Below are 18,289 nucleotides of genomic sequence, written 5' to 3' on the forward strand. Positions count from 1 at the left end.
CCGGTGACCTCGACGCACCTCCCGTTGCGGACTCACGTGCGCCGGGATGCCTGCGTCACGTACCGGTGGACCTCCGAGATCGCCGTCGCTCCCTCGCCGACGGCGGCCGCGACCCGCTTGACCGACCCGGAGCGGACGTCGCCGGCGGCGAAGACGGCGGGCACGGAGGTCTGCAACGACAGGACCTCAGCGCCCAGCCCCGTGTGCCCCTCGGCGGACCGACCTGTGAGGACGAAACCGTGGTCGTCGAGGCGGATCTGCTCCGGGAGCCACGCCGTGTCGGGAACCGCGCCGATCATGACGAACAGGGCGGTGGCCCGCACCTCCCGGCGCTGGTCCGTCCGCCGGTCCCGGAGGACGAGCGTCTCGAGGCGGACGGAGCCTCCTCCGTCGACGACCTCGGTGTGCGGGGTGACGGTGATGTTCGGGACCGCACCGATCTCCCGGATCAGGTAGTCCGACATGCTGCTGGTGAGCGTGTCGCCGCGGACGACGAGGGTGACCCGGTGGGCGAAGCGGGCCAGGTAGACGGCTGCCTGGCCTGCGGAGTTGCCGGCACCGACGATGTAGACCTCGGCGCCGCGGAGCACCGCTGCCTCGGAGACCGCCGACCCGTAGTAGACGCCCGCTCCGACGAGGGCCTCCAGCTGCGGGAGGCCGAGCCGCCGGTACGTCACGCCGGTGGCCAGCACCACCGAGCGCGCGCTCACGGTCGTACCGTCGCTCAGTCCGACCCTCGTGCTGCCCCCGTCCGGAGCGAGCGCCGCGACGCCGATGGTGAACAGGAACTCGGCGCCGAGCATCCATGCCTGGGCGAAGGCGCGGGTGGCCAGGTCGTGACCACTGACACCGCGCGGGAAGCCGAGGTAGTTGCGGATCCGGGAGCTGGTCCCTGCTTGACCACCCATCGCCGTCCGCTCCACGACCAGGGTGGTGAGTCCTTCGCTGGCCCCGTACACGGCGGCGGCCATGCCGGCCGGGCCGGCCCCGACGGCACGGGGTTGTCCAGGTACCCCGGGATCTTGCGACTGATCATGGCCAGGAGCGAGACCCCGCCGATCTCGACGGTCGGGACCGCCACCAGCAGGACGGCGGCCACCAGTGTCGACGCCTCGGACATGCTGCTCCCCTCTCCGGGCCCGCCCCGCGCACCCCGGGCCCGGACCGCCGTCAGGGCCCGGGGTGCCGTGGAGCCGGATGGTCCCTGCTGGTCGAACCTCCCGGGCAGCGGTTCAGCGCCCGGAGCACCGCAGCCGGTGTCCCGGAACTGGCCACGCGACGCGGTCAGGACAGCCCGGCGCCGGACGGGACGTCCTCGAGCGAGCCGCTCTGCCTGGTGATGACGAGTTCGTCGACCTGCAGCCGGGCCAGGCGGAGATCACGCACCTCGGCACGACCGATGACGAGGCGGCCCACGGCCAGGGACCCGATCGCCGCGGCCCCGACCGCCAGGGCACCGACCGCGGCCGCGCCGGCCGCCGCCGCTCCGATCGCCAGCGAGCGGACGGCCACCGCACGCACGGCCATCGGGCCCATCGGGCCCACCGGCCGGACAGCGGCGCGACGCTTCGTGCTCAGGCGTGCCCTTCCATCGTGTGTGCGCATCGGACTGTCCTCCTTCCGCAGCGGCAGCCGGGTGCCGCTGCCACGGTCCAGCGAGATGGGAGGAACGTCGCCGCCTCGACGGGCCTCCAGCGGCCGGCCCCGTCGCGGCTCAGGAGCGGGATCGCGAGCACCGCCCGCTGCCCGGGCCGGCCGAGCTCCACGCGTGGGTGGCCGGGAGCGACCTCCAGCGGGCCGAGGATCGGGAACCGCACGGCTGGCACCTCCCCGCTCGCCCTCCCAGCGGATGGGGATGGAGTCAACTCCGGTCGTGTCGGTTCCGCCAGGGACTGTTGGACGGATCGTGGCAGCCAGGTCAGGCGCGGCGAGGTCGAGCGTTCCGGCGTGGTCGCGGGCGTGTCCCGTCGTCGCCGGTGGCAGCCTGTGCCTCGCTCGGCCTGGCAGGATCCGCGTCGCCTCACGGCGCTCCTCGGCTCCAGCCGCGAACAGGTCCCTTGCCGCTCGCGGGGCCCAACGGCACGCGCACGTCGACCACCCTGCGCCTCGTGCCGGGGCTGGACCGGCCGACCTCCGGCACTGCGACCGTCGCCGGCCGCTCACCTGGACGCTCGGCTGCGCACACGCCGCCGCCGTGACTGCGCACGACGCCGACCCGCCGGTGCTCCGCCGCAGTCCGCAGGGCCGGCTGCGGGATCCGAACAAGACGAGCGGCGACCTGCGCCGCGCCCTGGACCGGGCCGGCTCCGACTGGGTGACCTCGCGCACGCCCCGCGAGACCGTCGCCACCGGGCTCGACGATGCCGGGCTGTCCGCCCGGCAGATCGCCGGCCACCTCGGCCACCGCCGGCCCAGCCTCACCCAGGACGTTCACACGGGCCACCGGCTCGCCAGCCGCAGAGCGGCCACCGACCTGCAGCCACGCTCTGACGACGAACCGGCTCCGGGCCGCCCGCGGCGACTCTCCCGTCGGCGCGCCGTCTCCGGAATGGCCCTACAGCGGTCGTACCGGGCTGGGCAGGAGAGGGACTGCTGGTCGTGGGCCACGCTTCGGAGTGCGCGTCAGGCCGCTGACCTGCGGTGTTGCTCCCCCGATCGGACTCGAACCAATGACCCTGCCAGTGGATCTCGAGGTGCTGGGCAGCGAGTGGACAGCGACGACCGCGCAGGTCAGAGCCTGGTCGCATGATGTGCCGGTGTTGGTCATCGTCGGGCGCCGGGAGTGGTTCGTTGGTCGTTGATCGGTCGCCTCGTCGACTCGGACCAACCCCGCCCGACTCCACCACCCGCCTCGCGGCGGCTGGCCCGGCGCAGTCGTTCGGTTCGCACTCTTGACCATGACGACGTTGTCCCTGGCGGACGCGAAGGCTCACCTGTCGAAGCTGGTCGCCCGCGTCAGCGGACGGCACGGGTGCGTGTACGTGACCGTGCACGGCAAGTCCTCCGCCGTGCTGCTCGCCATCGAGGACCTCGAGTCGCTCGAGGAGACCACGAGATCCTCGCCGACGCCGATGACATGCGGCGTCGGCGCGCCCCTGAGGCCGAGCTCGCCCGCGGAGAGGCCGAGAGCCGCGATGAGCTGGACACGGCCGTGGTCCGCCCTACGGTCGGGGTGACGAGACGACCCGAGGAGCGGCGCCATGGCCGAGGTGGAGTTGCGAGTCAACGGGACCAGCCGGCGGATCCAGCTCGAGCCGAGGGTCAGCCTGCTCGATGCGCTGCGCGAGCGCCTGGAGCTGACCGGCACGAAGAAGGGCTGCGACCAGGGCGCCTGTGGCGCGTGCACGGTGCTCGTCGACGGCGAACGCATTCTCGCCTGCCTCGCCTTGGCCATGCAGTACGGCGACCGCGAGATCACCACCGTCGAGGGCCTCGGGGAACCTGGACGCCTGCACCCTCTGCAGGAGGCGTTCATCCGTTCGGACGGCTTCCAGTGCGGCTTCTGCACGTCCGGCCAGATCTGTTCGGCGGTCGGCATGCTGGCCGAGCACCGTGCGGGCGTCCCGAGCGTCGTCACGCCGCATCTCGCGGCGACCGCGATCCCCCTGTCCGAGGCCGAGATCCGGGAGCGGATGAGCGGCAACCTGTGCCGCTGCGGCGCCTACGACGGCATCGTCGACGCGATCCAGCACGTCGCCGCCGCCGGGGTCGACGACCGTGCCCGAACTGCGGACCCGGCGGCGGGCCGATGAGGCCCTTCGCCTACCTGCGGCCCCTCGACGTCGCCGCCGCCCTGCGGGCGATCGCCACCGAACCGGGCGCCAGGCTCCTCGCCGGCGGCACCAACCTCGTGGACCTGATGCGCCGGGACGTCGAGCGCCCGACGACCGTCGTCGACATCTCCACCCTCCCCTTGACCGAGGTGCAGGAGCTGCCCGCCGGCGGCCTGCGGATCGGCGCCCTGGTGCGCAACAGCCACCTCGCCGCCCACCCGGTGGTGCGCAGCCGCTACCCGGTGCTGTCCCAGGCGGTGCTCTCCGGCGCCTCCGGGCAGCTGCGCAACATGGCCACGGTCGGCGGCAACCTCCTGCAGCGCACGCGCTGCCTGTACTTCGCCGACGGCACCGCCGCCTGCAACAAGCGCGACCCCGGCAGCGGGTGCGCGGCGATCGGCGGGTTCCACCGGGGCAGCGCCGTCCTCGGCACCAGCGAGCACTGCATCGCCACGCACCCCTCGGACATGGCCGTGGCGCTGGTCGCGCTGGACGCCGTCGTCGAGGTGCGGAGCCTGGGCGGCACCCGCCGCATCCCGCTGGCCGAGCTGCACGTCCTGCCCGGCGACACCCCGGACGTCGAAACGGCGCTCGACCCCGACGAGCTCATCACCGCGGTCGAGCTGCCGACGCTGCCGGTGGCCGCCTCGTCGCGGTACCGCAAGGTGCGCGACCGGGCCTCGTTCGCGTTCGCGCTGGTCTCGGTCGCCGCGGCGCTGGAGCACGCGAACGGGACGATCACGGCGGCCCGGCTGGCCCTCGGCGGCGTCGCACCCCGGCCGTGGCGGGCATCCCGGGCCGAGCAGGTGCTGGTCGGCGCGCCGGCCACCGAGGAGACCTTCCGCCGGGCGGCCACCGCCGAGCTGGCGGCCGCCGTCGGCCGACCGCAGAACGAGTTCAAGATCGAGCTCGCGCGGCGAACCGTCGTGGCCACGTTGCACCAGCTGGTGACCGAGGGAGGTGCGGCATGACTCGGGCACCAGAGCGCATCCGGCCTTCCCCGCCGACGGCTGGACCCGTCCACGCAGTCGGGCGCCCGCTCGACCGTGTGGACGGGCCGGCCAAGACCTCCGGGCTCGCCCGGTACACCGCCGACCACCACGTCCCTGACCTCGCGCACGCCGCACTGGTGCACGCCACCGTCGCCCGCGGCCGCATCACCGGCCTCGACACCGTCGACGCCGAGGCCGTCGGCGGGGTGCTGGCGGTCCTGACCCACCACAACGCCCCGCGCATCACGCCGCCGGCGCCGGTGAGCGCGTTCGACCTGAGCACGCTGGCGTCGGGCACCACAGTGAACTACCTCAACACCGACCAGGTGCACTGGAACGGCCAGCCGGTCGCCGTCGTCGTCGCCGACTCGCCCGACACGGCCCGACAGGCCGCCCGGCTCGTCCGCGTCACCTACGAGGTGGAGCCCGCGGTCACCGACTTCGCCGCCGCACAGGACGACGCGGTCCCGCTGCGCGGCACGCTTCTCGTCCTCGGCGAGGCGCGGACGGGCGACGCCGAACGCGCCCTCGCCACCGCCCCCGTCGTCGTGGACCACCGGTACACCACACCCGCCCAGAACCACCACGCCCTGGAGCCGCACACCACCATCGCGGTCTGGAACGGCGACCGGCTGACCGTCCACGAGAGCTCGCAGGATGTCGACTGGGCCCGCCGCCACCTGGCCCGGCGCTTCGGGGTGCCGCTCGCGGGCGTGCGCGTTCTCGCCCCGCACGTCGGCGGCGGTTTCGGTGGCAAGGCCCCGGTCTGGGCGGGGACGGTGCTCACCGTCCTCGCTGCCCGGGCCACCGGCCGGGCGGTGCGGATGGTGCTCAGCCGCGAGGACGTCACCCGCACCGTCGGGGGACGCACCCCCACCGTGCAGCGCATCGCGCTCGGCGCACATCGGGACGGGACCCTCACCGCGCTCCTGCACACCGCTGTCTCGCAGGTCGGCCGGGTGGGTGGGACACCGGAGCCGGCGGGCTCGCAGTCACGCCACCTCTACGCGGCGCCGAACATCTGGATCCGGCACGCCACGACCACGCTCGACGTCCTCCCCACCACCCACATGCGGGCGCCGGGAGAGGCGGTCGGCACGTTCGCCCTCGAGTCGGCGGTCGACGAGCTGGCCGTGGCGCTGGGGATGGACCCGGTGGAGCTCCGGATGCGCAACGAGCCCGACCGCGACCCGTTGGACGGCAAGCGGTTCTCGCGGCGCGACCTGCGGAAGGCCTACGCCCGCGGCGTGGAACGGTTCGGCTGGGCCGAGCGCACCGCGAGGCCGCGGTCGATGCGCGACGGGCACTGGCTCGTCGGCTGGGGGATGGCCACCGCCTTCCACCTACCGGTCCGCCTGCCCGCCGACGTCACCGTGCGGCTGCACGCGGACGGCACGGTGCTCGTGCGCTGCGCGTTCCACGAGATCGGCGTCGGCGCGGCCACCGTGCAGACGCAGATCGCCGCGGACGCCCTCGGTGTGCCGGTCGAGGCGGTCACCGTCGAGCACGGCGACACCGACCTGCCGGTCGGGCCGCAGGCAGGCGGCTCGGGGCAGACCGCGAGCGTGGCGACCGCGCTGCTGGAGGCGTGCGAGGAGCTCACGCGGTCCGCGCTGGCGCTGGCCCGGCGCTCTCCGTCGTCACCGCTGCACGGTCGGCGGCTGTCGGAGCTGCGGGCCGGGCGCGGAGGGTTGTACCGGGCGGACGCGCCGGACCAGGGCGAGACCTACGGCGTCATCCTGAGCCGCGCCGGACGACCGGCGATCGAGGTCCGCACCGCCCCGGGGACGCGGGCCGGGCGGACGCTGCAGCAGGCCCGGGCGGCCGCCGGCTGGTTCCGCGACCGCAGGCGCTGGGTGCGCGCCGCCACCGGCGCGCACTTCTGCGAGGTCCGCGTCGACGAGCACACCGGGGAGGTGCGCGTGTCGCGCTGGCTGGGGGTCTTCGACGTCGGCCGGGTGATCAACCCCAAGACGGCGACCAGTCAGCTGCGTGGCGGGATCGTCATGGGCATCGGGGCCGCGCTGTGCGAGGAGACGCTGGTGGACCCGCGTACCGGGCGGATCGTGAACCCCGGCCTGGCCGACTACCACGTGCCGGTACAGGCCGACACGCCCCGGATCGACGTCGACTACCTCGACGAGCCCGACCCGACGACCCCGCTGGGGCTGCTGGGTGTGGGCGAGGTCGGCATCACCGGCGTGGCCGCCGCCGTGGCCAACGCCGTGCACCACGCCACCGGTGTGAGGATCCGGGACCTCCCCGTGACGCTGGACCGGCTGCTGTGACACTGCTCAGCACTCCAGTCCGGTGACGGCGCCAGCTGCAGGTGAGTGGCGCGCGTACCGCAACGACCATCTGCACGATTCGGCCGGCGTCATCGGGCGGGCGTCATCGGGTGAGGGTCTCGTCGAGCCAGTCGAGGACGCGCTGCTCGAGCAGCGAGCGAGCCATGGGTTCGCAGTGGCGGTCGGCGCCCTCGGCGGCAGTGAAGCGGACCAGCTGCTTGGGCCCGGGCAACGCGTCGAAGAGCCGCCGGGACTGGCCCGGCCAGAACTGCTCACCGTCGGGATCGGTGATCAGCATCGGGGTGGTGATCCGGTCGGCCACACCTTCCAGGGTGTACCGGCGGGCCTCGGTGACCACGTCGTACGCCGACGTCTTGCCGTAGGGCTTGGCGCGCCACTCCCAGTTCTGCCGCTCGCCCGCGGTCGCCTGCTGCATCCCCGCGGCCATGAGCTGGTCGAACCGCTGCTGGTCGCCGGCGTCGAGGCAGTCGCGCAGCGGCTGCGGCAACGCGTTCCACCAGGGCTCGAACGCGTCGTACACGCCGGGGTCGGCGATGCCGGCGGCGATGCGGTGCTCGAAGGCCAGCGCGCGGGGCACCCAGTAGCCGCCCTGACTGACGCCGTGCAGCGCGATCCGCTCCGGATCGACGTCCGGCCGCGCCGACAGGTAGTCGACCACCGGCGTGATCACCGCCTCCCAGTCGTACCGGAAGGGCACCTGCCGCTCGAACAGCATGGACTGCTGACCGGGACCGTCGAAGACCAGCACGTTGTACCCCCGGTTGACCGCGCCCGCGCCGAGCGGCGGCCACAGGGTGGTGACGGGGCCGTCGCTGCCGTTGTTCACCACCAGCGTCGGGTGCCGCCCGTCCGTGCCTGGAGGAGTGAAGAAGTAGCCGGGCATGGTGGTGCCCTCGTAGGGGATCTCGACCCGCTGGCCGGCCGGCTGCAGGCGGTCGACGTGGTCGTCGAAGCAGCGCCGGTGCGCTCGGAACGTCGACTGCAGCAGCGCTTCGGGGTCCTGGGTGCCATCCACCGCGGACAGGGCCTGTGCGTAGTAGGCGCTCGCCCGCAGGTACGCCGACCGGGCACTCACCGGATGACCGGCGGCGGCGCACCCGTCGGCGATCGCGGCGACGCGGTCGGCGGTGGCGACCCACTCGGTGCACCAACTGGTCGCGTCGCCGTCGACGATGCGGGCCGCGGTCGCCAACATCTCCCCGACGTCCCCGCACCCGGAGAACACACCGCCCAGACCGAGCTGGAACTGGAAGTCGAACTGCTCGAAGTCGAAGAACCGGCGCGCCATCGCATCCTCCATCCGAACGCTGGCCGGGCCTGTTTCCACGGTGACCAGTCCACGTCGGGAAGGAAAGAGGATGGCGCCTCAGCCGATCCCAGCTCGCGAGCTCCTCGTACCGGGCCAGTGTGGCGGCGAGGGCGAGGAAGGCGAGCAACAGCCGGGCGAGGCCCTCCTTGGCACAGGGTCGACGACCTGGAGTTGGCCAACGAACGTGCAGGTCAAAGCCTGTCCGCAGGATCGGCGGTGTTGGTCATCGTCGGGCGTCAGGGGTGTTCGTTGGTCGTGGGTTGGTCGCGTCGCGCCCACGGCGGAGGTCAGCGCACACCGCCCACCGGCCGTGCGCCGGCCCCGGCGCCGGACGTCCATCCGGGCCGCCGCATCCCCGGACGCCGCGCCTTCTCCGCGAAGGCCAGGTCGCATCCCCGCCCCGCGGGACGACCGAGTACGACCTCGGGCTCACCCGCCGGACCGGGTCGTTCGCCCCTGTCTGCGGCCGTTCGTCCTTTCTACCGTGCTCGGGGTGACACTGACCGTCGGGAGCGCCGCCGTCGAGCAGTACGCCGCGGCCTGGCGCGAGACCGATACCGCCGCGCGCCGGACGCTGCTGGACACGTGCTGGGCCGAGGACGGCGTCTACTGCGACCCGCTGAACCGCGTCGAGGGCCGCGACGGGCTGTCGTCGCTGATCGGGTCGTTCCAGGAGGGGAGTCCAGGCGCGCGCATCGACGTCGTCAGCGGCGTCGACGAGCACGACGGCTACCTGCGGTTCGCCTGGCGGATGCTGGCAGCCGACGGCTCGGTCGCTCTCGAGGGGACCGACTTCGGCGAGGTCGACGGCGCGGGCAGGCTGCGCCGGATCGTCGGCTTCTTCGGCCCACTGCCGACCTGAGCCGGCGTCCTCGGGCTCTGCCGGGCGGGGGGCAGTGGAGCCGGACGGCTGAGCCAGACGTCGCGGAAGCAGGTCAGCCCAGGCTGCTGGCCATGTCGTCGCCGGCCTCTTCCCCGCCGCCGCGTCTGATCGGTGTCGAGTTCCGGTGCGCAAGCCGGCTGTGCACGGCCGCACCGTGGGTGGCAGGGAGCTGGAGCCGTCGAGTCTCTGGGCGCGAGATGCCTGCGAACAGCCCGTCGGCCATCTCCCATGTCCACTCGACGACCTGGAAGTGACTCGTGCGACGTCCCTGACGTCGCCGCTCGCGCCTCTGACCCCATGGCGACGTCGTGCAGTTCCGAGTGGACCTGACCCGCGCGGTCCGGCGAGGCCGACTCAGAGGCGCGGGCGGCCACCGGGCGGCGGTGATGGCCTTGAGGCGACGTCTGCAGGTGCGACGTACGCCCAGACGTACTTGCGGCCGTCGCGAGGGAACCACCCGTGCGCGGCACAGAGCCGCGCGACCAGGTGCAGCCCGTGGCCACCGCGGGCGGGGTCCCGGCCGGTCGCGGGGGCGGGCGGCCGGTCGACGGCGGCGTCGCTGACCTCCAGCAGCCAGCCGGCGCCGGCGGCGGTGACCATGACGTGTACGGGCGGGCGGCCGTGGCGGAGCCCGTTGGAGGCCAGCTCCTCGAAGGTCAGCAGCGCGGTGTCGACCGCATCGTCGGCGGCGTCGGCGGCGTCGGCGGCGTCGGCGGCGGTGAGGGCGTCGGTGGCCAGCGGCCCGTCACGCAGGGCGTGGTGCAGGTCCGCGCGCAGCGCGGTGAGCTCGGCGGCGGTGCGCGGTGTGCCCTGCCACGCCGCGCCGGTGGCGAGGTCGGGAGGTGGTCGCTGCTGCCAGTGCGCGTTCATCTGCCTCGTTCGGTCCAGGGGTGAGCTGCCCTGTGCGCAGTGGGCCGCGGCCGGGGAGGCCGTTGCGCTACCGCGTGGAACGAGCCGGTTCCGTCTGCTTCGTTCCGCGGCGCCCGCCGTACCCGGCCGCGACCTGCGCCAACCGGCGCGACCGGCCGGATCGGCCTGCTGGAGCAGTGCCGCCGCGGGCCGTCGCCGCCCGGCTAGGGTCGGCGCGTGGGTGGACCGGGCAGGGGTCGGCTGGATGTCGGTGGACTGCTGCACGAGGTCGAGGCGGCCGCGCCGGTCGACGCGGTGCCGGCGGTCGCGGCCGCGCTCGCGGAGATGGTCGACGCCCGCCAGGTGCACCTGCTCCTCGTCGACTTCAGCGGCCGCGCGGTCGTGCGGCTGACGTCGGCCGATCGGGTCGACGGCGCCCGCAGCCGGGGACCGGAGCAGGCCGAGACGCTTCCGCTGCCGGGCACCGTGTACGACCGCGTCCTGCGGACGCAGCAGGCCGATGTGCAGCGGGTCACCGGCGGCGCCCGGCTCGTCGTTCCGGTCACCGACCGCGGGGACGCCATCGGGCTGCTGGAGCTGACGCTGCCCCGGGTCCCCTCGGCTCGGGAGGTCGCCGACATCGGCGACGCCGCGCACGCGCTGGCCTACGTCCTGGTCGCCGCCCGCCGGCACACCGACGTGTTCGAGTGGGGCATGCGCACGACTCCGTTCTCCCTGGCGGCGGAGATCCAGCGCCGGCTGCTGCCGGCCGCCTACACCTGCGAGGCCGGGCAGTTCACCCTGGCCGGCTGGCTGGAGCCGGCCGCCGCGGTGGGTGGGGACACCTTCGACTACAACCTCGACCGCGACTTCCTGCAGCTGTCGATCACCGACGCGGTCGGTCATCAGGTCGCGGCAGCCCTGCTGGCCACTCTGCTGGTCGGCGGCCTGCGCAACGGCCGCCGGAAGGGGCTCGGCCTCGCCGCGCAGGCCGGCTACGCCAACGACTGCCTGGCCGAGAACGCGCCCCCGGGCCAGTTCGTCACCGGTCAGCTCGTACGCGTCGACCTGCACGCCGGCACCGCCGAGATCGTCAACGCCGGGCACACCCTGCCGCTGCGCCTGCGCGGCGGGATCGTGGAGGAGATCGCCCTACGCGTCGAGGCACCCTTCGGGGTGCTGCCCGGCAAGGCCTTCGACGTGCAGCGCCTCCCTCTCGAGCCCGGCGACCGGATCGTCTTCCTCACCGACGGCATGCTCGAGCGCAACGCGGCATCCCTCGACGTGGCCGCGGCGCTGGCCGACACCGCGGACCTGCACCCGCGGGAGGTCGTGCACGCCCTCGGGGCCGCCGTGCTGACCGCGACCGGCGCGGAGCTCCGCGACGACGCCACGATGCTCTGCTTCGACTGGTACGGCGGGCCGCCGCGCGCCCGCACCACCGAGCAGGGGGCCGATCCCGACCGCACCTCGCCGAGCGCCTGATCCGCACCTCGGAAGCCCGCAGCTCCGGGACGGCTTCCGGAGACGGGTCCCGTCGGCAGGGCGTGACCGCACGTGTCCGCGGTCTCGGCGCGGTCACCGAGGGTGCGACACGAGTGTGAACGGGTAGCCGGGGCAGCCGCCGGGGCGATGCTGGGGTGGCGCACCAAGCCAGCCCGGGCACGAGACGGCATGAGACGGGGAGGGACGGGCCATGCAACGGATCCGGCCCCGAACCGCACGGGAGACGGCGATCGTGCTCCGGCTGCGGAGCAGGTCCGTGCGTGACCGGGCGGAGGCGATCCTGCTGGAGGCGCAGCTGACCTGCGCTGATGCGGCCCTGCAACACGTGCGGTGCCGTGTTAACCGGGAGGCCGATCATCGCCGATGGCGGACTCAGGTTCGCCGTCCTGACCGGCTCCGCCGGCGTCGCCGTCCTCGCCGTCCGCCGCCTCCCGGTGCCCCGGTAGGCCCACCGTCGACGGCATGCCGCCCGGGTGCCTTCAGCCGGTCGGACGTCCTCCGGCCGACTCCGGCGGTCCGGCGAGTGGCTCAGGCTCGACCGGCGGCATCTGGTCGGCCTCCCGCTCCCGCGGCGACACGGCCGGCACCGGTAGCAGCCGGCACGGATGCCGGGCGCGCGGAGGGGGGATCGGAACGTCCTCGAGGTCGACGAGCGGCAGCAGCCGCCGCAGGAACGGGCGCGCACCGACGAGGACGCCGCGGCCAGGTGCCCGCAGGTCTTCCGGCGGTGCTCCGGCGCCGGTGAGCCGGTCCGGCCGGCGAGCCCGCCGATGCGTCGACGTCGCCGGGTCGATGCCGTGGGCTCGACGGCGCTCTCCGCATCGGCACGGCCGGCCGTACGCTCGGTGGCGCACGAGCTCCGCGCTGACATCCCGCCTCGCGGGGAGGGCACCGTGGCCGAACCGCCGACGCAGGTGGACTCCGCCGTCATCGCCGCCGCGCTGGGACGGCTCCGGGGCGCTCCGCCGGCGCCGGAGGAACAGCTGTCGGAGGCGCTGACCGAGCTCGAGGTCGCCTACGAGGAGCTGCGGGTCGCCGAGGAGGAGCTGCGCACCCAGCAGGAGACCATCGCCGAACTGCTGGCCACCGACCGGCGGCGCCGGGAACACCAGCTGGCCGACACGCTGCCGGTGGCGCTGCTGCGGACCGACGCCGAGGGGCAGATCCTGCACGGCAACCCCGCCGCGGCCCAGCTGCTCGGCCTGCCCGCCGCCCGGCTGGCCCGGCGGGTGCTGCTGGCCTCGGTCGAGCTGGCCGACCGCGGCCCGCTGCGCCGGGCGCTGTCGGTGCTGGCCACCGGCGAGCGTGGCGAGGCCCAGGTCGACGTCACCTTCCACGGCCGGGACGGGCGGGCCCGGCCGGTCCGGCTGTTCGGCTGGCCGGAGGCGACCTCGCCGGGACCGGCGGTGCTGCGCTGGCTGGGCATCGAAGCGCCCGCCATCGGCAGCCCGGCCGCGCTGCCCCCGGCCGGCGAGGCGGCAGCCACCGAGCCGGTGGCCACGGAGGCGGCCGGCGAAGCCGGCGGCGCGGGGATGGCGATGGCCCAGGCGTTCGCTGAGCTGGTCCTGCTGCCGCTGGACGCCGGTGACGAGCAGCGGCTGCTGCACCGGATCGTCACCGTCGTCCGCGGAGCAGTGCCCGGCGCGACCGCGCTGAGCATCAACGTCGGCCCGCCGATGGAGCCACAGCTGCTGGCCAGCGACGACACCGTCGCGCAGGTCTTCGACGGCCACCAGATGGTCGCCGGGGAGGGCCCCTGCCAGGACGCCTACGAGCAGCGAGCCGTCGTCGTCACCGCCGACGTCACCACCGACGCCCGCTGGCCGCGGCTGCGCGGCCTGCTCACCGATGCCGGCGTGCGCAGCGTGCTGGCCGTGCCGGCGCAGCTGCCCGACCAGCGGTGGATGGTCCTCAACGTCTACAGCGACCGCCCGGGCGTGTTCACCGGCGGCAGCGTCCGGCTGGGGGAGATGGTCGCCGCGGCGGTCGCCGCCATCCTGCGCGAGGTCGCCGAGCGGGCCGCGCTCGGACAGCTGGCGGCCAACCTGGAGCGGGCGCTGACCTCCCGGGCGGTCATCGACCAGGCGAAGGGAGTGCTGATCGCCCGCACCGGCGGCTCCGCCGAGGACGCGTTCGACCGGCTGTCCCGGCTCAGCCAGGCGCTCAACGTCAAGGTCCGCGACCTGGCCCCGATGGTGGTCGCGGGCAATCCGGACGTGCTGACCATCCTCGACCGCATCTGACCGGGCCGCAGGTCGCCGTCGTCGTCCACCTCGCCGAGGCCCGGGCACTGAGTGCTGTGGCGCAGCCTCGTCCGATGTCGGCGGCCCTCTGGCGGCGTGCTTCGTTTCCGGGCGAGTCCGCGGGGTGGACCGTTCGCCCGCAGGGGTAGCCGGCCGGTGGCGGGCTGCGCACGCTCCCCCCGTGACGGCAGCACCCGAGCGGTCGCCGCTCAGCTGTAGACGGGCCGCGGCCGTGCGCCAGTCCGCTGCAGCGATCCGGGCGGCCGCCGCGACGGCCGCCGCCGCGGCGTTGAGCTATGACGCCGTCGCGGACGTCGCGGACGCCGCCGCCGGCACCACCGATGAGCCCGGGCCGCACCGGAACCGGGCGGCACGGGCGCGCACACGGGCCGACGCGCAACGCCGCCTGGCGCTGCGGATGTGGGCGCGGGCCGACGCGCTCGAGTCCGCCGCGCACTGACCGGCGGTTCCCCGGCAGGCGAACCGACACCCCCACGAAGCGCAGCCGCGGGCCGGCTCGGTCGGCGCCGTCCGCGGCCGGGGAGTCCACTGACCGCGGGTCGCCGCGTGCGGCCGGTTTCTCGGACGAGCAGCGCCCCGCTGAGCCCAGGCGGTGGCCCTCCGCACGCGGCGCCCCACGAGCAGGCAGCGAGGGCACCGGTGGGCGCGATGGCCGACGGCTGGAGGCACGCGCAGCGCGGAGGGCCGACGAACCGGTCCGCGGTAGCGGCGCGTCGCGCCGCTGCGGCCGAGCGGGCCCGGCGCTCCGCGGCCGAGCTCGTCGCCGAGGCACGTGCCTGCTCCCAGCGCGCCGAGGTGCTGCGCCGGGCGCTGGAGCGCCGTCGGCTGCGGGCCGCACAGGACGGGTCAGGTGCGCAGGGTGCGGCTGGGCAGCACGCCGTAGGCGGCCCGGTAGTGCTCGGTGAACCGGCTGGGGGTGAAACCCCAGCGCGCCGCGACGGCGGTGACGGTCACCCTGTCGCCGGGAGTCGCGTCGCGCAGCTGCCGGTGGGCCTGTTCGAGACGGACCCGGCGCAGGTAGGCCATGGGCGTCGTGCCGAGGTGCCGCCGGAACGCCAGCTGCACCGCTCGTGGGGTGACGTAGGCGGCCCGGGCGATGTCGGCGACGGAGAGATCGAGGTCGGGATTGGCCTCGATGTAGGCCACGGCTCGACGCAGCGTGCCGGGGTGGGCGTCCACCCGGTCGGCAGGCACCAGCGCCGGCAGCAGGGTGTGGGGGAAGACGGTCACGGCGGTCGCGGCGAGCAGCCGTCCGGCAGGACCGAGAACCAGCGGGGATGCGGCCATCTCGGATCCGGCGAGCAGGTCGTCGACGAAGCGGGTGACCTGCCGCCATCGAGCAGCTCCGCCGGGAGTGGCCTGCGAGGCGGTGAACCGCCACGGCTCGTTCGTGGCGGGAGTGCCCCGGGCGACGTCCGTGAGCAGTGACTGTGGGAGGGCGACGCTGAAGGTCCGAGCTTCATGACTGTCGCGACGGCTCGGGTGTCGGGGTGATTGGCGATGAACACGTCCCCGGGCACGTACCGCTCGAGGTCGTGCCCGCGGTCGTACCCGATGGCACCGGCGACGGCTACGGAGATGAGGACGTCGTCCTGGCCGGCCAAGTCGAACGTGAGGTCGGCCGGCACCCTGACATCGCTGATGCTGAACGCACCCGCGTCCAGCATCCTGACGCTGGCCTCCCATCTGGTGTCCGGGGAAGCCTTCAGCTGCAGCCGGCCGCCGAAGAGGTCGTCGATGAGCTCTCGCGCCTCGCCCGGGTCAGACGTGGCGTACTGATGCCGCCGTAGTGCTCCCGGTGTGGGGGTTCCCATGCCGCTCTCCTCCCCCGCTCGTGAGGCGATGTCAACTCGCAGGGCGATGTCAGTCCGAGGACCATCAGGTGCGCAGGGTGTGGGCGGGGGTCACCCCGTAGGCGGCGCGGTAGGCGGCGGCGAACCGGTCGGGCTTGGCGAACCCCCAGCGGCGTGCGATCGCCGCCACCGTGTCCCCGGCGGTGGGGTCGGCGGCCTGCAGCTCCCGGTGCGCACCCTCCAGCCGCACCCGCCGCACATAGCCCATCGGGGACAGCCCGAGGTGGCGGGTGAAGGCCAGCTGCAGTGCCCGCGGGCCGACCCCGGCGGCGCGGGCGACGTCGGTCACGGTGATCCGCAGCGAGGCGTGCCCGTCCACGAACGCCACCGCCCGGCGCACCACCGCCGGCGCCACCGCGCCGGCGCCGGGCAGGTAGCCCGACGTCATCGTCGTGTTCGGGAACGCCGCCAGCGCGGTCGCCGCCACCAGCTCGGCCAGCTGCGCGGCGACCAGCGGCTCGGCCAGCCCGCTGCCGGGATCGGCCACCTGCTGGTGCACGAACCGCATCAGCCCCACCCACGTGCGGCGCATCGGCTCGGACACCGGTCCCATCCCGTCGAACCGGACATCGGTCCCGGGGACCCCCAGCCGCTCCTCGGTCACCCGCTCGATCACCGCCAGCGGCAGCCGCACGATGCCCACGTCCACGTCGTCCCACTCGTTCGTGAACGGCACGCCGGTCGGGCACCGGAACACCACGCCCGGTCGCGTGATGACCTGCTCCCGGCCCGCCACGTACCGGCACCCACCGCTCACCGGACTGGCCACCACGAGGTCGCTCAGCGGAGCGACCGCGCAGCGCATGCCCGCGGTGAACCGCAGCCGGTCCGCGGTCAGGTGACCGGCCGTTGCCGACCGGAGCTCGCAGGTGAACGACCCGCGGACGCCGGAGAACGCGAGCGGACGCTCCGAGCGGTAGAGGTCGGTGAGCACGGCCTGGGCGACGTCCGGCTCCCGGATCGACAGCTCGACGACCTCGACCGGCATGACGCGACTCCGAGGGTGCGCGTTCCAGGGGCCGTGGCTGGGCCGCCACCGGCAGCGCCGGCCCGGCCGACGGTAGCCGCCGACACCCGCGGTGCGAAGCCCTTCGCCCCGCAGCGCAGTAGATGCCGCTTCGCGCACGCACTCGACGGAGTACGGACGGGGCTACCCAGGTGGCCGCCGCGGTCACGCTCGCCGCCGCAATCTCACGCATGCCACCGCGATCACGCCCACGCACCCCGCCGCGATCTCAGGCTCGCATGACGCAATGGTGGCGCTCGCCGACAAGGGCGGAGTGGCCGACGAAGCTGCCGGCGCGCACGGTCGCCGGCCCGGGCACCCGTGGAGAAGCCTGGTGAGGACGGGCCGATCGGCCGCTCACCGTGTCCGTGCGGTCAGCCGCTTGGTGAACAAGACCAAGTCGTCACCGTCGGTCCACCAGTCCGGGACCTGGGCGATCCGGTCGTAGCCGCACCGGTGGTAGAAGGCGCGGGTACCGGCGTACTGCGGGGTGCCCGAGGTCCGCACGGCCAGCAAGCGCCCGCCGCGGGCGGACAGGTCGGATTCGGCGTAGCGCATCAGCATCCGTCCGGTACCGCGACCCTGCACATCCGGATGGACCGCGATCATGGTGAGGTCCCAGACGCGGTCGGCGGCCTCTTCGGGCCGGTAGTACACGACCGCCGTCACCGTCCTCGCCGCAGGTGGGCCGGCGAGCGCGGCGGGATGCACCGGCAACTCGGCCTCCTCGACCAGGCAGGTCCGACCATCGCCATCACCATCGCCGTCGCCGTCGCCCGGTCTCGGCATCCGGATGAGTGGTCCGAGCTCGTCGTCGAGGAAGGCCGCCTCGTCGGCCGTGAACATGCCGGCCGCGACGACGAGGTCGCGCACCGCCGCAAGGTCACTCGCGCGTAGTGGTCGCAGCACGACGGCCAGCCTCGACCATGCGATCCACACGGCGAAGCCCATTTCGGAGTCGTCGGTCATCGCCGACACGCGGGCGCGGCGCGCGGAGCGGAGGCCGAGTGGTTGGCGAACACCCACCTCGCCACGCCCGCCTCCACTCCGGTGGGCCGGTGGCCCTCACCGCGGCGAGTCCCACAGCACCGCCGGCGTCTGGGGGTCACGACCACCCGGGGGAGCTGCGGAAGCCCCGCCGACTGGCTCGGGGCCACCGACGGCGTGGACGCGCTGTACGTCGTCCTGCCCATCCGCGCCGACGCCCCGGAGCTCGTCGGCGCCCTGCTCGAGGCGACGCCGCCCGGGGCACACGTCGTCCTGCTCTCCGAGAGGGGCGCCGATCAGGCCGGCCCCGTCGGGTGGTCCGTGCGGGCCGAGGACGTCGTCCGCAGCAGCGGCCACAGCCGGTCGATCCTGCGGCCGAGCTGGTTCATGCAGGTCTTCACCGACGCGCGCTCCTACGACGAAAACGGAGTCCCGGACGAGATCGACGGTCATCCGACAGCGGGCGACGCGGTGGGTGTGGAGCGCGGCCACGGTGCTGGCGTCGAGGTCGACGACCCGGGACCGGCCGGGCTCCCGACCAGCCGCTGGCCGGGGCCC

The 18,289-nt window shown here is 74.4% G+C and carries 15 protein-coding genes; 8 read left to right on the plus strand and 7 right to left on the minus strand.

The genetic code is table 11. The annotated features are described in order from the left end of the window. Positions 1-32 precede the first annotated feature (32 nt). Together ACI79O_RS12295 and ACI79O_RS12300 are read right to left on the minus strand one after the other, a co-directional pair. Complete coding sequence (locus ACI79O_RS12295) at positions 33-1,199, minus strand: NAD(P)/FAD-dependent oxidoreductase (protein WP_456914288.1); 1,167 nt, start codon at positions 1,197-1,199, stop codon at positions 33-35. 85 nt (positions 1,200-1,284) lie between these two features. After that, positions 1,285-1,527, minus strand: coding sequence for a hypothetical protein (locus ACI79O_RS12300; RefSeq protein ID WP_456888925.1), 243 nt, complete (start codon positions 1,525-1,527; stop codon positions 1,285-1,287). Positions 1,528-2,897: 1,370 nt separating this feature from the next. Between ACI79O_RS12300 and ACI79O_RS12305 the strand changes: the two genes are divergently transcribed. The 4 genes from ACI79O_RS12305 (at position 2,898) to ACI79O_RS12320 (ending at position 7,053) form a co-directional block, all read left to right on the plus strand. Then, entirely contained in the window at positions 2,898-3,176 is a 279-nt protein-coding gene (locus ACI79O_RS12305; protein WP_456914269.1) for a type II toxin-antitoxin system Phd/YefM family antitoxin, read from the plus strand. A 24-nt stretch (positions 3,177-3,200) separates the two neighbouring features. Continuing rightward, on the plus strand, positions 3,201-3,752 hold the full coding sequence (locus tag ACI79O_RS12310) for a 2Fe-2S iron-sulfur cluster-binding protein (protein ID WP_456914270.1): 552 nt from the start codon (positions 3,201-3,203) through the stop codon (positions 3,750-3,752). Then, entirely contained in the window at positions 3,749-4,744 is a 996-nt protein-coding gene (locus ACI79O_RS12315; protein ID WP_456914271.1) for an FAD binding domain-containing protein, read from the plus strand. The genes ACI79O_RS12310 and ACI79O_RS12315 overlap by 4 nt, the downstream gene beginning before the upstream one ends. Before the next feature lie 77 nt (positions 4,745-4,821). Next, positions 4,822-7,053: a xanthine dehydrogenase family protein molybdopterin-binding subunit gene (locus ACI79O_RS12320; RefSeq protein WP_456914272.1), complete on the plus strand. Its 2,232-nt coding sequence runs from the start codon at positions 4,822-4,824 to the stop codon at positions 7,051-7,053. A 103-nt stretch (positions 7,054-7,156) separates the two neighbouring features. On the opposite strand, the gene ACI79O_RS12325 is transcribed toward ACI79O_RS12320, so the two are convergent. Further along, positions 7,157-8,362, minus strand: a complete 1,206-nt coding sequence (locus ACI79O_RS12325; protein WP_456914273.1) for an alpha/beta hydrolase family protein — start codon at positions 8,360-8,362, stop codon at positions 7,157-7,159. A gap of 514 nt (positions 8,363-8,876) precedes the next feature. Here ACI79O_RS12325 and ACI79O_RS12330 point away from each other — a divergent pair. Continuing rightward, positions 8,877-9,245, plus strand: a complete 369-nt coding sequence (locus ACI79O_RS12330) for a nuclear transport factor 2 family protein (protein WP_456888937.1) — start codon at positions 8,877-8,879, stop codon at positions 9,243-9,245. 375 nt (positions 9,246-9,620) lie between these two features. Here ACI79O_RS12330 and ACI79O_RS12335 read toward each other — a convergent pair whose 3' ends face one another. Next, entirely contained in the window at positions 9,621-10,136 is a 516-nt protein-coding gene (locus ACI79O_RS12335) for an ATP-binding protein (protein WP_456914274.1), read from the minus strand. A gap of 216 nt (positions 10,137-10,352) precedes the next feature. Here ACI79O_RS12335 and ACI79O_RS12340 point away from each other — a divergent pair, with 216 nt between their 5' ends. The 3 genes from ACI79O_RS12340 to ACI79O_RS12350 all read left to right on the plus strand — a co-directional run bounded on the left by ACI79O_RS12340 (position 10,353) and on the right by ACI79O_RS12350 (position 14,324). After that, positions 10,353-11,600, plus strand: coding sequence for a PP2C family protein-serine/threonine phosphatase (locus ACI79O_RS12340; protein WP_456914275.1), 1,248 nt, complete (start codon positions 10,353-10,355; stop codon positions 11,598-11,600). Between the two features lie 914 nt (positions 11,601-12,514). Further along, on the plus strand, positions 12,515-13,864 hold the full coding sequence (locus tag ACI79O_RS12345) for an ANTAR domain-containing protein (RefSeq protein ID WP_456888943.1): 1,350 nt from the start codon (positions 12,515-12,517) through the stop codon (positions 13,862-13,864). A 181-nt stretch (positions 13,865-14,045) separates the two neighbouring features. Further along, the gene (locus tag ACI79O_RS12350) at positions 14,046-14,324 is read left to right on the plus strand and encodes a hypothetical protein (protein ID WP_456914276.1); all 279 of its coding nucleotides are present in this window, start codon (positions 14,046-14,048) and stop codon (positions 14,322-14,324) included. A gap of 407 nt (positions 14,325-14,731) precedes the next feature. On the opposite strand, the gene ACI79O_RS12355 is transcribed toward ACI79O_RS12350, so the two are convergent. The 3 genes from ACI79O_RS12355 to ACI79O_RS12365 all read right to left on the minus strand — a co-directional run bounded on the left by ACI79O_RS12355 (position 14,732) and on the right by ACI79O_RS12365 (position 17,713). After that, entirely contained in the window at positions 14,732-15,172 is a 441-nt protein-coding gene (locus ACI79O_RS12355; protein ID WP_456914277.1) for a helix-turn-helix transcriptional regulator, read from the minus strand. 591 nt (positions 15,173-15,763) lie between these two features. Beyond that, positions 15,764-16,726 carry an AraC family transcriptional regulator gene (locus ACI79O_RS12360; protein WP_456914278.1) on the minus strand — a complete coding sequence of 321 codons (963 nt, stop codon included), beginning with the start codon at positions 16,724-16,726 and terminating at the stop codon, positions 15,764-15,766. Between the two features lie 375 nt (positions 16,727-17,101). Then, positions 17,102-17,713, minus strand: coding sequence for a GNAT family N-acetyltransferase (locus ACI79O_RS12365; RefSeq protein ID WP_456914279.1), 612 nt, complete (start codon positions 17,711-17,713; stop codon positions 17,102-17,104). Positions 17,714-18,289: the final 576 nt, after the last annotated feature.

The sequence above is a fragment of the Geodermatophilus sp. SYSU D00696 genome, from assembly GCF_054050235.1.

What these genes read in the sequence shown, in the direction of transcription:
- ACI79O_RS12315 (WP_456914271.1), top strand. Translation starts at nt 3,749, where the DNA reads ATGAGGCCCTTCGCCTACCTGCGGCCCCTCGACGTCGCCGCCGCCCTG.
- ACI79O_RS12355 (WP_456914277.1), bottom strand. Translation starts at nt 15,172, where the DNA reads ATGGCCGCATCCCCGCTGGTTCTCGGTCCTGCCGGACGGCTGCTCGCC.
- ACI79O_RS12310 (WP_456914270.1), top strand. Translation starts at nt 3,201, where the DNA reads ATGGCCGAGGTGGAGTTGCGAGTCAACGGGACCAGCCGGCGGATCCAG.
- ACI79O_RS12360 (WP_456914278.1), bottom strand. Translation starts at nt 16,726, where the DNA reads ATGCCGGTCGAGGTCGTCGAGCTGTCGATCCGGGAGCCGGACGTCGCC.
- ACI79O_RS12335 (WP_456914274.1), bottom strand. Translation starts at nt 10,136, where the DNA reads ATGAACGCGCACTGGCAGCAGCGACCACCTCCCGACCTCGCCACCGGC.
- ACI79O_RS12325 (WP_456914273.1), bottom strand. Translation starts at nt 8,362, where the DNA reads ATGGCGCGCCGGTTCTTCGACTTCGAGCAGTTCGACTTCCAGTTCCAG.
- ACI79O_RS12305 (WP_456914269.1), top strand. Translation starts at nt 2,898, where the DNA reads ATGACGACGTTGTCCCTGGCGGACGCGAAGGCTCACCTGTCGAAGCTG.
- ACI79O_RS12300 (WP_456888925.1), bottom strand. Translation starts at nt 1,527, where the DNA reads ATGGCCGTGCGTGCGGTGGCCGTCCGCTCGCTGGCGATCGGAGCGGCG.
- ACI79O_RS12365 (WP_456914279.1), bottom strand. Translation starts at nt 17,713, where the DNA reads ATGACCGACGACTCCGAAATGGGCTTCGCCGTGTGGATCGCATGGTCG.